General features: G+C 67.5%; 10 protein-coding genes. 6 read left to right on the top strand and 4 right to left on the bottom strand.

Going from position 1 to position 14,082, the window contains the following annotated elements:
• Positions 1-68: 68 nt before the first annotated feature.
• Positions 69-971, bottom strand: a complete 903-nt coding sequence (locus tag H074_RS31785) for an alpha/beta hydrolase (RefSeq protein ID WP_007034188.1) — start codon at positions 969-971, stop codon at positions 69-71.
• A 96-nt stretch (positions 972-1,067) separates the two neighbouring features.
• Here H074_RS31785 and H074_RS31780 point away from each other — a divergent pair, with 96 nt between their 5' ends.
• From H074_RS31780 to fxsT, 5 genes are all read left to right on the top strand, one after another.
• Positions 1,068-2,099, top strand: a complete 1,032-nt coding sequence (locus H074_RS31780) for a PucR family transcriptional regulator (protein WP_039923756.1) — start codon at positions 1,068-1,070, stop codon at positions 2,097-2,099.
• A 177-nt stretch (positions 2,100-2,276) separates the two neighbouring features.
• Positions 2,277-2,993 carry a S1 family peptidase gene (locus H074_RS31775; protein WP_007034186.1) on the top strand — a complete coding sequence of 239 codons (717 nt, stop codon included), beginning with the start codon at positions 2,277-2,279 and terminating at the stop codon, positions 2,991-2,993.
• 172 nt (positions 2,994-3,165) lie between these two features.
• Positions 3,166-4,977, top strand: a complete 1,812-nt coding sequence (locus H074_RS31770) for a VMAP-C domain-containing protein (RefSeq protein ID WP_007034185.1) — start codon at positions 3,166-3,168, stop codon at positions 4,975-4,977.
• A gap of 13 nt (positions 4,978-4,990) precedes the next feature.
• Positions 4,991-6,073, top strand: coding sequence for an AAA family ATPase (locus H074_RS31765; RefSeq protein ID WP_007034184.1), 1,083 nt, complete (start codon positions 4,991-4,993; stop codon positions 6,071-6,073).
• A 1-nt stretch (position 6,074) separates the two neighbouring features.
• Complete coding sequence (gene fxsT / locus H074_RS31760; protein ID WP_007034183.1) at positions 6,075-10,481, top strand: FxSxx-COOH system tetratricopeptide repeat protein; 4,407 nt, start codon at positions 6,075-6,077, stop codon at positions 10,479-10,481.
• A 1-nt stretch (position 10,482) separates the two neighbouring features.
• Here fxsT and H074_RS31755 read toward each other — a convergent pair whose 3' ends face one another.
• From H074_RS31755 to H074_RS31745, 3 genes are all read right to left on the bottom strand, one after another.
• On the bottom strand, positions 10,483-12,039 hold the full coding sequence (locus H074_RS31755) for an HEXXH motif domain-containing protein (protein WP_235096922.1): 1,557 nt from the start codon (positions 12,037-12,039) through the stop codon (positions 10,483-10,485).
• Positions 12,040-12,299: 260 nt separating this feature from the next.
• Positions 12,300-12,500, bottom strand: a complete 201-nt coding sequence (locus tag H074_RS31750; protein ID WP_007034181.1) for a hypothetical protein — start codon at positions 12,498-12,500, stop codon at positions 12,300-12,302.
• A gap of 76 nt (positions 12,501-12,576) precedes the next feature.
• Positions 12,577-13,290 (bottom strand): Crp/Fnr family transcriptional regulator, encoded by a 714-nt coding sequence (locus tag H074_RS31745; protein WP_007034180.1) that lies wholly within the window; start codon positions 13,288-13,290, stop codon positions 12,577-12,579.
• Between the two features lie 200 nt (positions 13,291-13,490).
• Here H074_RS31745 and H074_RS31740 point away from each other — a divergent pair, with 200 nt between their 5' ends.
• Positions 13,491-13,901, top strand: a complete 411-nt coding sequence (locus tag H074_RS31740) for a hypothetical protein (RefSeq protein WP_007034179.1) — start codon at positions 13,491-13,493, stop codon at positions 13,899-13,901.
• The last annotated feature ends 181 nt before the right edge of the window (positions 13,902-14,082 follow it).

The following is a 14,082-nucleotide window of genomic DNA, read 5'->3' as shown; positions in this document are numbered from 1 at the left end:
GCGTCAAGCGATTTGCAGCTCGAGGAACCCGGCGAACGGGCGCAGCGGCCGGGCCGCCGTGGGTGCCGTCATGACGAGGCCAGCGCGCGGCGCAGGACGCCGCCCAGTTCGTCGATCTGACGGCGGGACACCTCGGCGGACAGGATCGCCTGCGACCCGTGGAAGGTGCCCGCCCACTGATGCAGCTCGACCGAAACCCCCGCCTGCAGCAGACGGAGCGCGTACTCGATGTTCTCGTCGCGGTTGGGGCAGAGCTCGGCGGAGGCCATGTACGCGGGCGGCAACCCGGAGAGATCGGTGGCCCGCGACGGGGCGGCATACGGCGAAGGGGCGGGCTTGCCGTCCAGGTAGTACCGCCACATCGCGGTGGCCTTGGCGCGGTTCATCCACGGGGTGTCGGTGAAGTTCCGCGCCGACCACGACTCCTGCCGGTCGTCGAGTCCCGGCTGGTTGAGCAGCTGGAAGCAGATCCGCGGTCCGCCTTCGTCGCGGGCTCGCAGCGCGGTGGCCGCCGCGAGCCCGCCACCCGCGCTGTGCCCGCCGATCGCGATCCGGTCCGGGGTGACGCCGAGTTCGGCCGCGTGGTCCGCCGTCCAGTTCAGCACGGTGTAGACGTCGTCGAGCGCGGCCGGGAACGGGTTTTCCGGCGCCAGCCGGTACCCGACCGAGATCACCACCGCGTCGGAGACCTCGGCGATCCGGGCCGCCCACGGATGTTCGGTCTCCAGATTCCCCATGACCCAGCCTCCGCCGTGCATCCAGACGATGGCGCCCTGCGCCTCACGCGGCCGGTAGATCCGGATCGGGACACCGGGCTCGCCGGGCACCGTCCGGTCCTCGACCTCCATGGCCGACGTGTCGGGTCGCGGCACCGACGTGGCCAGTTTCGCGAAGTTCGCGCGGTCCGCGATCGGGTCGTCGAGTTTCGCCGCGGGGAACAGGGCGATGAAGGCTTCGAGTTCGGGATCCATGACCACGATTCTTCCGGTTTCCGGCCCGGAGGACGGCCGCCATCCGTCGCGCGTGAACGCCCCTTCGCGCGACGATCGCCGCGTAGGCTCGCGGACATGGAGGCATTGGCCGCGCGGTTGTCGCATCTGGATCCCGATGTCGAAGGCGTGATCCGGGTCGTGATGTTCTACGACACCCTGATGCGGCGACGCGTCGATCTCCCCGCGCTCGCCCGCGCCAGCGCGGGTCTGGCGGAATGCGTGACGGGCATCCGGCTGCACAGCACGGGACGCACCATCCGCATGGCGCCGGACGGACGCGAAGCCGCTCCGGCCTCCGTGCCCGCGTCCTCCACGACGGCGGTCACCCTCGACGACGAAGAGATCGGCACGGTCTGGCTGGAACGCGAGGGGGAGCCGGGCGCCCTCGACGACGCGGTACTGGACCGGCTCGCGATCGCCGTGGCGACGGTCGTCGAACGGTATGGACCGGCCCGCACCACCATGGCCGATCCGGCGCTGGTGGAACTCGTGATCAGCGCCGGCGACGACGCCGCGAGCAACCGGGCCCTGCGGCTGCTGGGTTTTCCCGCCGACGCGCCGATCCGGGTGGTCGCCGTCCGGTCGGGGATCCCGCTCGAGAAGATCGGGAGCCTGATCTGCCAAGGCCGTCCGGTCAAGGCCGCGTCACTCACCGGCCTCGGCATCATCCTGGCCACCGCGGTGGATCCGGCCCGGTTTCCGGAAGACGTCCGGGCGGGGATCGGAGAGGCCGGATGCCCGCACCGGTCCTGGCAGGACGCCAGGACCGCGCTGCGGTTCACGACCGCGCGCCGTCCGGTGATCCACTACGGCGACCTCGGAGCGCTGGCACTGCTCGCGCGGATCCCGGAGGAGGACGCGCGGGCCAACGCCGACGTCGTCGCGATCACGAAGCTGGCGGCGGATCCGGAGGACTTGCGGACGCTGGACGCCTACTGCGAGGCGGGTTCCGTGCGCCAGGCCGCCGATTCCCTCCATCTGCACCACAGCAGCGTCGCGCGCCGGCTGACCCAGATCGGCAAAAGCCTGGCCATCGACTTGACCGCGCCGCTCGGTCTGACGCGGGCGAGGCTCGCCCTCACCGCTTGGCGGCTGCTCGGCGAGTGAAGCGCTACCTAATGATCTTCGACCGCATACTCAAAAATCTCCTCCGGCCGTCATGGAAATAAATAGGTAGCCCGCGCGAACTTTCGTCGGTTACCGGATTCCCTTGGCGCCAAACAGAATCAGCGCGTTCGTCCCCGCTGAAGCGGCCGCAAGCCGGCCGCAGAAATGAGTCGGAACATGCGACTGCGCTCCCTCGTCCTGCTTGCCGGTACCGCCTTCATGGCGCTGCTCGGCTCGACCGCCCCCGCCGCGACCGCCGCCGAGCCTTCGGGCGTGCAACCGATGATCATCGGCGGCCAGTACGCGCAGAGCGGTCCCTGGGCGGCCCGGCTGTTCGTGAACGGCCAGCAGAACTGCACCGCGACGATCATCGCGCCGCAGCACATCCTGACCGCCAAGCACTGTGTGGCCGGCAGCGGCAGCTATACGTTCCGTATCGGCAGCCTCGACCAGCAGAGCGGCGGCACCATGGCCACCGCGGCGAGCATCACCCGCCACTCGGGCGCGGACCTCGCCATCGTCCGGCTGACCAGTTCGGTCAACGCCACCTACGCGCCGCTCGGCACCACGAGCGACGTCGCGGTCGGCCAGAACGTCCAGGTCTACGGCTGGGGCGCGACCAGCCAGTGCGGTTCGGAGATCAACTGCCAGTCCCGCTACCTGAAGGTCGCCACCGTCCGGGTCAACTCGGTCAGCTGCGGTGACTACAACGGCGGTGTCGCGGTCTGCGCGAACCGCGTCGACGGCATCACCGCCGGCGGTGACTCGGGCGGCCCGATGTTCTCCGGCGGCCGCCAGGTCGGTGTCGCCTCGACCAGCGACCGGTCGAACAACACCGCCTACACCAACATCACCCGCTACCGCAGCTGGATCCAGCAGGTCGCCGGCGTCTGACCTGGGCGACGGAACGTGGTGGGGCTCGTGAGCGGTGAGGACGGTTAGAACCGTCCTCACCGCTCACGAGCGGGACCGTATTTGTCAAATGACACTCAACCCGGGCCGATTGACGCGATAATGTGGCGGTCGGCGCCGGAGGTTCGGCGCCGTGGACCTTGGGAGGGGGCCAGTGGCGCGACCGACGCAGGCTCTCGACCGCACGATCGTCGTGGTGGACGTCGTGGGTTTCACCGCGCCGGACCGCAACCGGCTCGACAAGCTCGCCGTGCACCAAGGCATGTACGACGTGTTGAAGACCGCTTTCGCCGAAAGCGGCGTCGACTTCGATTCCTGCGCGCACGAGGACCGCGGTGACGGCGCGTTGATCCTGCTTCCGCCGGGAACGACCAAAAGCCTCGTCGCCGACCTGCTGCCGGATCGTATCGCGGTCGCCCTCCGCCGGTACAACCACACGCGGACGCCGCAAGCGCAGATGCGGCTGCGGGTGAGCCTCAACTCCGGCGAGGTGCTCAACGACGGTAACGGATGGGTGGGGGACGCGGTCGACATCGCTTTCCGCATTCTGGACGCGCAACTGGCGAAGGACGCGTTCGCGGAATCCGATCGGATGATCGCGTTCATCTCTTCTCAGCGTTTCTTCGCCGACGTGATCGAGAAGGACCCGGGCTTGCTGCCCGAGTTGTACCGTCCGATACCTGTTTCGGTGAAGACTTTCACCGGAACGGCTTATTTGCGGCTGCACGGGGACGTCACCGCGCCGGTCTCCAAACCGCCCGATCCGGCCGTGGTGGCCGCCGAGGACCTGTTTCTGGCCGACCTGAACGGCGCCGTTCTGGATTTGATTCCCCGCAAGGATCTGGTGGGCCTGCACCGGCACCTGACCCGGATGGAAGTCCCCCATCTGGCCGTCATGATGAGCCGCGCGCTCGGTCCGGCGGTCCCGTTGCCCCGGTTGGAGGGCATCACCGACGCGTGGGCCGCCTTTCACCTGCTCACCGACTTCAACGCGGGCCCGGACGGCATCCCGCCCGCCGTGACTTTTCTGCGCCTGCTGGCGGAAAGCGTGGAAGGGGAGCCGGGGGCCGTGATCGCCGGCTGGATCGCCGATCAGGCCCGATCGCTGCGGCTCGGTCCCGCCCTCGGGCACCAGCGGCAGAGCAGGCCGCCGATTCCGGAGCGGCCCCATTTGCATTTGATGATCATGCTCGAACCGCTTTCCGCGGATCCGACGCGGTGCACGCTCGCATTCTGGCGACAGGACGATCCGGAGGTTTGGCCGCCGTCGCTCGGTGGAGTGCGCGAAATCGGAATAGAAGAGGTCGAGTTCAGGGTCGATGACGTCATCCTGGAGACTGAGGGCGTCTGGTCCGGCCAGAGCATGTCCGCGTCGGTGGAATTCCTGCTGCCGAGGACGTTGATCAATTTGCCCGTGCAGCGGTGGGCGAAGGAACACGAAACCGGTCAGCCTCAGCCGTTGCGCTACGGGTACCGGCTCGGGATACGGTCTTTGGAGAGGATGCGGGCGAGGCATTGGCATCGCGCATGGCATGTTCGCTGGGATTCGATGGTGAAGGACCCCGCTGCCGACCGGCTGCATTATTCGGGGTGCGCGGAGTTCGAGGATCACCCGATCGACGCCATACTGAGCGACGACCACTGGGTCGGCATGGTATTGGCGAAACCCCCGTCGCCCCAGGCGGAACCGGGCGCCGCGCCGGACGAACTGACGAGCGCGCTCCGCAGTGGCCTGCCGGTGGTGCTCTGGCATCCGGACGCCGAGCCGGAGAGCCTGCGCGAGTTGCTCGACTGGGTATTGGCCGCGGACAGCGGTTTTATCGAACTTCCGGATCGCCGCAAACTGGCGAATTCGGGTGCGGCGGTACCGTTCAAGAATTCTCTGGCTCACGATCTGGTGGTAATGTGGGACGACCCCAAACGCGTGATCGTTCTGGACCAGCCGTTGATCCCGACTCGACTGTAAGGGGATGCCGCGGATGAGCGGGAACGATCAGGACGCGGCCGCGAACGGCCGGACGCCTCGACTCGATGCACCCGATTGGTGGATCTATCGGGGCACCGGCAGGCCTATTCACGACATCGACCTCGCGCAGCTGTTGCCCGCGCCGCCGCCGTGGCGTTCGTATCGCGGTGACCCGCCACCGGAAAACGACGTGCCGCCGCCGGACGACGGCGAGGCGGAACGCCGTCTCGGTACCGCGTTCACGCTTTCGGAGCAGGACGTCGACGCCGACGAACTGAACATGGTCAACGCCGCCCTCTATCTGCGGCGTCCCTTGCTGGTCACCGGGAACCCGGGGACCGGGAAGTCCAGCCTCGCGTACCGGATCGCCAGGGAACTCGGCCTCGGCAGGGTGCTGCGCTGGGCGATCACCAGTCATACCGCGCTGAGTGCCGGGCTGTACGGCTACGACGCGATCGGCCGGGTCCAGGCCGCGGCGACGAGTCAGGCCCAGCGCGGCGGAGAAGCCGACGAGCCACCGATCGGCGATTTCGTCCGCCTCGGTCCGCTGGGCACCGCTTTTCTCCCCAGCAGACTGCCGCGGGTACTGCTGATCGACGAGCTGGACAAATCCGAGGCGGATCTGCCCAACGATCTGCTGTCGATCTTCGAGGACGGCGAATTCTCCATCGAGGAATTGGCCCGCGTGCGCAACCGGCACCCCGAAGTCACCGTGCACACCGCCGACCCGCAGCGCACCGCCGTGGTCCGCGACGGCCGGATCGCCTGCCACGCCTTCCCGATCATCATCATGAGCAGCAACGGAGAGCGGGAGTTCCCGCCCGCCTTCCTCCGCCGCTGCCTGCGATTGCGGATCGAGAACCCGGACGAGGAGCAGCTCGCCGCGATCGTGGCGGGTCATCTGGTCGGCGAGAACGGCGAACACCGGGACAGGCTCATCCGCGAATTCGCCGAACGGAGCAAGGCCGAAGGCGGGCTCCCCACCGACAGGCTGCTCGACGCCGTCTATCTCGCGACGTCGGGCGCGTACCAGCCGGATCAGGAGGCATGGCCGCGGCTGGTGGACGCTCTCTGGCAACGACTGACGGTGCGGTGACATGGACGGGCCGGGCGGTGTGTCCGACTCGCGTTCCGCCCCGGTGGCGGAGCGGCGGAAGGCCGGTTTCTCCCAGGAGGTCAAGCGGTCCGGCTTCGAAGACCTGAACTGGACCGAGGTCGCGGACATCGTGTGGCTGGCCGCCGTCATCTCTCCGCGGAGAGATGACGGCGGATCCGCTCCGGCCGAGGAGCCGGAGCGGACGTCCGATGACGTGCGGATCCGTAACGCGCCCGCCGAGCGCGGCGAGATCCCTGCGCTTCCCGAGGCGCGGTCGTCACAGATCTCCGAGACCGCGCCTTCGAACGAGATGCCTCCGAACGAGGACGACGGTCAGTCCGTCGGGATCGAGGCCGTCCCCGGTGCGCTGCCCGAACCCGCGGTGGACGGCACCGGACCCGGGGGAGTCGTACTCCTCGAATCGCTGGAGTACTTCCGCGCGCTCAGAAGGCTGAAACGAGAGATGCCCTCGCGCCGACACAACGATGTGGTCCTGGACGAAGTGGCCACCGCCGTCCGGGTCGCGGAGACCGGCCGGTGGTGGCCGGTCACCCGATCGAGAAAAGAGCGCTGGCTGGACCTGACGCTCGTCCTCGACAATGGGCCGTCGATGGCCTTGTGGCGGCCGAGGGTGTCCGCGTTTGTCGAATTACTCCGGCAAGTGGGTGCTTTCCGTACCATTCAAATCCGCCTGTTGGAAACCGCGAAGGACGACGAAGAGGATCTCGTTCTTCGTGGTGGTACGCCCGGTGCGCCCGCCCGTGACCCGGACGAGATCGTGGATTCGTCGGGGCGGCGTGCCGTATTACTGGTGACCGACGGTGTCGGCGAGGCCTGGCAGAAGAAGGACGCGCTGTACCCGATGCTGGCGCGGTGGGGCAGGAAGATGCCGGTGAGCATCGTTCACCTGCTCCCGCAATGGCTGTGGGGCCGGTGCGGCATGGACCCGCGGAAGGCGTGGTTGCGGGTGCCGAACGCGTTGGCCCCCAACGGCCGATGGGGCTGCGACCTCGCGGACGCCTGGCTCGAACCCGGCTCGAAAGTACCCGGCCACACCGTTCCGGTACCGGTGCTCGAACTGCGGCCCCGGCCGCTGGGCTGGTGGGCCGGACTGATGACCGGCGAAAACGCCGCCGCCGTCGAAGGAACGGTCGTCCTCGCCACGGAACGGATTTCCCAGTCCGATTCCGGTGACCCGCCGGTAACTTTGTCACCCGCCGAAAGAGTGCACAGATTCCGCAGTGTTGCGTCGCCGCCGGCGCTACGCTTGGCACAGTTACTCGCGGCGGTACCGGTCCGTCTCGACGTGGCGAAGCTGGTCGGTCAACGGTTCGTGCCGGAAGCGGGCGTGGAGCACCTCCTCGAGCTTTTGCTTTCGGGGATGATGTACGCTCCCGCACTCAGGGAAGGCAAATCCACTTGGGACACAGATGGGGTCTTCGCTTTTCCCGAGGCGGTCCGGGAATTGCTGCTCAGTGGCGCGCGACGGTCGGAAACGGCCAGTGTCGTCCGAGTGGCCGCCACCCATTTCGGTGACCGGATCAGGCTGCTCGGTCACCTCCGGGACGCCATCGCCGACCCGAACAACACACCGGATCCGGACCTCACCCGCGAGTCCTCGGCCGATGTGGAACTGGAAAGCGCGCTCATGCGCGCCCTTTCCGGACCGTACCTGTCCCGGGCTGACCGGCTACGGAACGCGGTACAAGACCTGGACCTCGTCGTACCCGTACCTGAATCAATAAAGAAGACTGTGAGCCCAAAGATGCGTGAGACGGCCGAACGTCCACCTGCCTCGACACCTGAGAAACAGGGACGCTCGTCCTATCTCAGCGAGCCCGAAGCGAACGAGCCGACGACCCGGATCGTGCACCCTTCGGCGTCGGAAACCTCGCGGCATTTCCCCACCCGTCAGCCCGACGATCCGCCGCTGGTCTTCGGCAACGTACCACCGCGCAACCCCAACTTCACCGGCCGCGACGAATTGCTCGACCAGCTCACCAAGCGGCTGAGCAGTGGCACCACCGCCGTGCTTCCTTCGGCGCTGCACGGTCTCGGCGGTATCGGCAAGACCCAGATGGCCGCCGAGTACATCTATCGGCATCTCCAGGATTACGACCTCGTCTGGTGGATCGACGCCGCCCACACCACCCAGATCCGCGCCGGTCTCACCGAACTCGCCGGGACCCTGGGCCTGCAAGGCGCGTCCGAGGCCAGCGTCGCGGTCCCCGCCGTCATCGAGGCGCTGCGGACCGGACGGCCGTTCCGTCGCTGGCTCCTGGTGTTCGACGCCGCGGAGAGCCCGGAGACCGTGTTGCCGTTCTTTCCGCGCAACGGCCCCGGCGAAATCCTGATCACCTCGCGGAACTCCGACTGGGCGGGTATCGCACGCCCGCTGGAACTGGCGGTGTTCAAACGCGAGGAAAGCGTCGAGCTGCTCGGCCGCCGGGGCCCGGAGATCGACCCGGCCGATGCCGACGAGCTCGCCGAGAAGCTCGGGGACCTGCCGTTGGCCGTGGAGCAGGCGGCGGCGTGGCGCGCGGTGACGGGGATGCCGGTGCAGGAGTACCTGCGCCTGTTCGACGAATCGGTGGAGGAAATCCTCGACACCGCCTCGGCGCCCGACAACGAGGTTTCCGTCGCCGCGGCGTGGAATGTTTCGTTCGAGGAGTTGAAGACGCGTAATCCGGCGGCTCATCAGATTTTGCATATTTGTGCGTTCTTTTCGCCGGAGCCGATTTCGCGTGATCTGCTGACCGGGGTGAATCGGGTGTCGATCTCCCCGGAGCTGGACGCGGCGTTGCGGGATCCGATCAAGCTGGCACGGGCGATTCGTGACATCAATCGGTATGGTCTGGCGAAGATCGATCATGGTAACAACACGCTTCAGCTGCACCGGTTGGTGCAGTTGGTGTTGCGTAATCGGGTGATGGCCCGGCAGGTGCATGCGCGGATGCAGCATGGTGCGCATCAGTTGCTGGCCGCGCTGGATCCGAATGATCCCGAGTCCAGCAGGCACTGGTCGCGCTACCGCGAGCTGCTGCCGCATGCCTACGCGGCGAACGTCCTGGACTGCGACAACGACTGGCCGCGTCAGCTCCACATCAACCTGATGCGCTACCTGTTCGAGTACGGCGATCACGAAGAGGCGGCCCGTCTCGGCATCGAAGCGCGGAAGCGGCTCACCGACACTCTCGGCCCCACGCATCCGCAGACGCTCGAAGTCTCGGCCAGGCTGGGGCTTTATCTATGGGCGATCGGCCGGTACGCCGAAGCTGCGGAGCTCAACCAGCGCACCCTCGCGCTACGCCTTCAGATTTCCGGTGAGGAGAACGAGGAGACGTTCGCTCTGCAGCGGAACATCACGATCGACCTCCGGGCACAGGGTGACTTCGCGGCGGCGACCAAACTGAGCGAAGAGGTCTACCACAAGGCCAAGCGGCTGTTCGGCGAAGACGATCCGGAGACGTTGCACGCCGCGTATCAGCACGCGATCAGTCTCCGGCTGGGCGGCGCTTACCGGGAGGCGCTGGAGCTGGATCAGGACACGCTACGGCGGCGGATCGAGGTCCTCGGCCGTGATCATGTCCGCACGTTCAGTGTCAACAGCGCGCGGAACGTGGATCTGCGGGAGGCGGGTGAATACGGCCAGGCCCGGATTCAGCAGGAGCGGCTCACGGAGAATTTCATCGCCCGTTTCGGCGCGGACCAGCTGGACTCGGCGGGCAACTCGCTGCTGCTCGCGGTGGCCAGGAGGAAGGACGGCGACCACCCCGGGGCGCTCAGCCTGTCCACGGACGTCCTCAAGAGGTTCCGGCTCGCCTACGGCGACGACCACGGCACGACGATGGCCTCCGCGCTGGCCCATTCGATCGATCTCCGTCACTCGGGTGATCTGGCCGCGGCCAGGAAGCTCGGTGAGGAGACCTTCGAGCGCTACCGGCGTGGTCTGGGCGAGCACCACCCGCACACCCTGGCGGCCAACGCCGACCTCGCGGTGACCCTGCGGCTGCAGGGCGACCCAGCGGCCGCCCGCGTCCTCGACGAGCGTGCCCTCGAGCAGCTCCGGGCTACCATCGGCCCGGATCATCCCTATGCCGTCATCGCCACGATCAACCTGGCGAGTGATCTGTCGGAACTGGGTGAACTCGACCGGGCGGTCGAACTGGGACGGGACGCGGTCGAGCGGGGCACACAGGTGCTCGGCGAGGACCATCCCACGGTCCTGGCCGCGTCCTTCAACCTCGGCCTGGATTTGACCGCGCTCGGCCGGACGGACGAGGCCGCGCCGTTCAGCGCCCCGATCCTGGCGCGATACCGCCGGATCTTGGGCGAGGCCCACCCCGGAACGCAGGCGGCCGGCCGCGGCGCCCGCGCCAACTGTGACATCGACCCGATCCTGATGTGAGTCACCCTGGTACGACTTGCCCGATCCAGGAGGCGATTTCTTCCACAGTCGGCGGCCGGGGACCGGATCGCAAGGGCCGGTGTACCGCGCGGACGAGTTCAGGACAATGCAGCAAGGCGCGGGCGGCGGGATGGAGGCCTCGTGCGGAGAGCGCGAGGCCCAGCCCGACCAGCGAGTTCGGCCGGTCCGGATCCACGGTGAGTTCCGCCCGGTAGCCCTGGACGGCTAAGAGGAAATCGCCCGCCACGTAGGCGAAATCCGCGGCGGTGGCGCCAGGAACCGCCGGAGGTTGTCCGTCCGTCGGCATCACCGTGCCGCCGACTGCGAGCCTGATGAGGTCCGTTCTGGCGTGGGACCAGCTTCCGTCCGGCACCGGCGTCGGGGGAAGGCTGGTCGCGTCGATGACGGCGGGAGGCCTTGGCCGTCCGCGGAGCCACGCCGCCGCCAGTTCGGCGACCACGGACGTGTCCGGTCGCAGATGCCGGGCACGCCATCCCGCGAGATGATCCCGGCCCGCGGCCATGGCGAGTTCACTCGCCTCCGTCGACACGGGCTCGCCCTGCCATGGCCCGAGCCGTTCGGCGATGTTGTCGAGAAAACGTCGGCCGGCGTCGGTCAGTGTCGAGTCCGCGCGCAGGACTCGGAGTGTGTGCCACGTCCGCTCCCGCCAGTAGGCGAATTCGAAGCCGGAGCGCCGCGGACTCTGGTCGGCCTGATACAGCGCTCGCCAGAACGCTGTGACGCCGAAGAAGGCGTAGACGCCTTGCAGCGCGCCGCTCACGGGTCTCGGGTCGTCCCGCCATGCCACGTAGATCCGTTCCCGTGGGTCCGGTTCGTACAACTCGACGAGGTGCAGCAGACCACCGAGCACTATGTGCTGGAATTCGTGGATCAGTGTCTCGGCGAGGGACGCGCCGTCAGTGGGCAGGCCGACCACCGCGCTGCCGAACGCTTCCCCCGTCGACGCGCTCGGATTTCGGAAGAACACCCGGGGTTTCGGAACCAGTGACGCCAATCCCACGGGCATGATGCGGGCCAAACCGGGCAGGTGGGCGGCGACCAGACGGCAGGCCTCGTCGATCAGCCGCTGCCAATCCGCCACGTCCTTGCCCGGCAACCGTTCCGGCGGAATCGGTTCGTAGAGCCCGCGATAAGGATCGAGGTCGTCCAGCCACAACGAGAACCGGTGCGCGCCGACCTGGCTCCGTACCCGCCGGATTCCCCACCAGCCCGGCGCATCGGAGCCGGGCGCGTCCGGCAGGCGGACCGTCGTTCCGGCGCTCGACACGGAGTACCGGCCGTTCACGCCTCGCACGGCAGCCGAAGAAAACGTTCCGTCGTCCGGAAATCTGGCCATGCCGAGCGAAGGGATCATGGCGCTTCCGTGCCAGACCGGGATGGCGGTCTCGAAGTCCAGCTCCGCCCGGATCGCCGCGGCCGCGGCGATCGCGTGTGCGTGCCCAAGGTGCACCCACAAAGGACCGACTCCATCGATTCCGTTGCGCAGCAGACGAGTCGTATAACCTGCCCAGCTGCCGGTGTACGGATTGGTAAGCATCCGGTTCACCGCTCGCGGGGCTCGTGCTTCGGCACGTGCAAGGAGTTCCCAGGCGGAATCCAGCGCCGGAAGGGGGCCCGAGTGGCCCGGCGCCTTCATTGCCTCGGTCAACAACGAGTGGATCAACAGTTTGCGCCGGCTCCGCTCGGCCCGTCGCAGGCGCCGAGCCATATCCTCGTCGCCGTCCAGGCGTGCGAGCGAGTCCAAGTCTCGCCATGACAAACGGTGGAACGCGGGGCGAGCCTCGGCCGATGGCGGCATCAGTCGATCCGCTCGCCGCCCCCGGAGTTGTTGTCGCTTCTGTAGCGTGCGCGGACGAGGGTGGTGCGTTCGACGACGTGGTGCGCCGAATGGCGGAAGGCTTCACTGTCCAGCTCTCGTAACGCGGTGAGTGAGACCGCGTCGAGATCGATCAACGCCGATTCGATATCCGGTTCGGTGCTTGCCGAGAATGAACTCATCGTGCCGATTCCCTCCACCCGTGAAACGGTTGCGAGAGTTGAACCTCGACCAGGATAGCCGAGATTTCGTGCCTGATCAGGCCTCAGTGGCAGGTGGTGGCCGCCCGGCCGCCAATTCCCGTAGCGTGCGAGGACTGGTGATGGTGACTCGCTGGCGCGCGGTGCGCACCACACCCAGTCGCCGGAGTTCTTCGAGGCCCCGGATCAGGGTGCTGCGCGAGACCCGCGCGAAGCCCGCCAATTCCCCTTGGTTGAAGCGGAGATCGACCTGCTTTTCGGCCGTCCAGTCGACGGCGTGCTGCAGCGCCAGTTCCAGGAGAACGGCGGCGAGGCGTTGCGGGAAATCCGGGCCGCCGGATTCGAGACGCAGCCTGTCGGATTGCTGCAGCCGGATCGCCGCGGTACGGAAGATCTCCTCGGCGATCCGCGGCTGGGCGCGCAGCACGCCGAGGAATCTCTCCCTAGGCACGACGAGGGTGTGCACCTCGTCTATCGCCGACATCGTTGCGGAACGGGGGAGTCCGCTGATCGGGGCCAGTTCGCCCACGATTTCGGCGGGGCCGCGGGCGGCGAGCGGGGCGTCCTCACCGCGATAGTTGGTGGCACTGATCTTCACCCAGCCGTGCAGGACGACGAACATGCTCGTGGGCGGACTGCCCTGGAGGGCGAGGATCTGGCCGGGCCGCCACACCTTCACATGGCCGGCGCGCCGAAGAGCGGACTGCTCCGCGGGTGTCAGCCGCCGCCAGGTTCCGAGCCCCCCTTGTTCACCCGCGGAGGAACCGGTCATCCCGGCCCTCCGGATCCCCGGGAGCCGAATCGGCGCTGTATTCCATCGCGCTGTGTTCCATTTGACGCATCAGCCCCTCCCCCGACTCGTCAGCATGGTCAGTGGGCAGAACGACCCGGAAGTTTCGAACCGCGAACGGTAATTGTGCCAGGCAAGGGGTGACTTCACCAGGCCTCGGGCCGGCGACGGGGGAGGATGTCATGCGCAGCGCCGAAAGTGTCATGGGACGGCCGAAGGATCACCGGCACGAGCCGGCCGGGCAGAATCCGCGGACGCCCAAGGCGTTCGGCCGAAGACCGGCCTTCTTCGCGCCACACCCGCCGTTGATGTCCGGTGGGTGGTATCAGGGCGACGACCACGAGGTCCTCGGCCCGGGGCGGTATCCGGTTCCCCGTCCGCCCGCGAAATCGGTGAAGACGGCGTTGTTGTGGGCTCTCTTCCTTGGTCCTTTGGGTTTTTGTTACGTGTCACCCGTCGGTGGGCTGATCGCGACGGCGGCCTCGATCACGGCGATCACCTTCGGGGGAGCCCCGATGGTGGCCGTGATCTGGCCGGTCGTCATGGTGCTTTCAGTGGCGGCCTTGTCCGGTCGTCCGGCTCGTGAGTGGTGAGGCCTCGTGAGTGGTAAGGACGGTTAGAACCGTCCTTACCACTCACGAGGCGTGTCACCATCCGAAAGTCGCGTCATGTTGCTCCGATCATGCAGCCCGTGGCCGGAACCCTTGAACCGATCAGATCCATATGCTTCTATCTGCTCGATAGCCGCCGCAAAAGTGCAGTTTCGAACACGAT

The organism is Amycolatopsis decaplanina DSM 44594, assembly GCF_000342005.1.
Taxonomy (GTDB): domain Bacteria; phylum Actinomycetota; class Actinomycetes; order Mycobacteriales; family Pseudonocardiaceae; genus Amycolatopsis; species Amycolatopsis decaplanina.
This window is presented reverse-complemented; position numbering and strand designations above follow the sequence as displayed.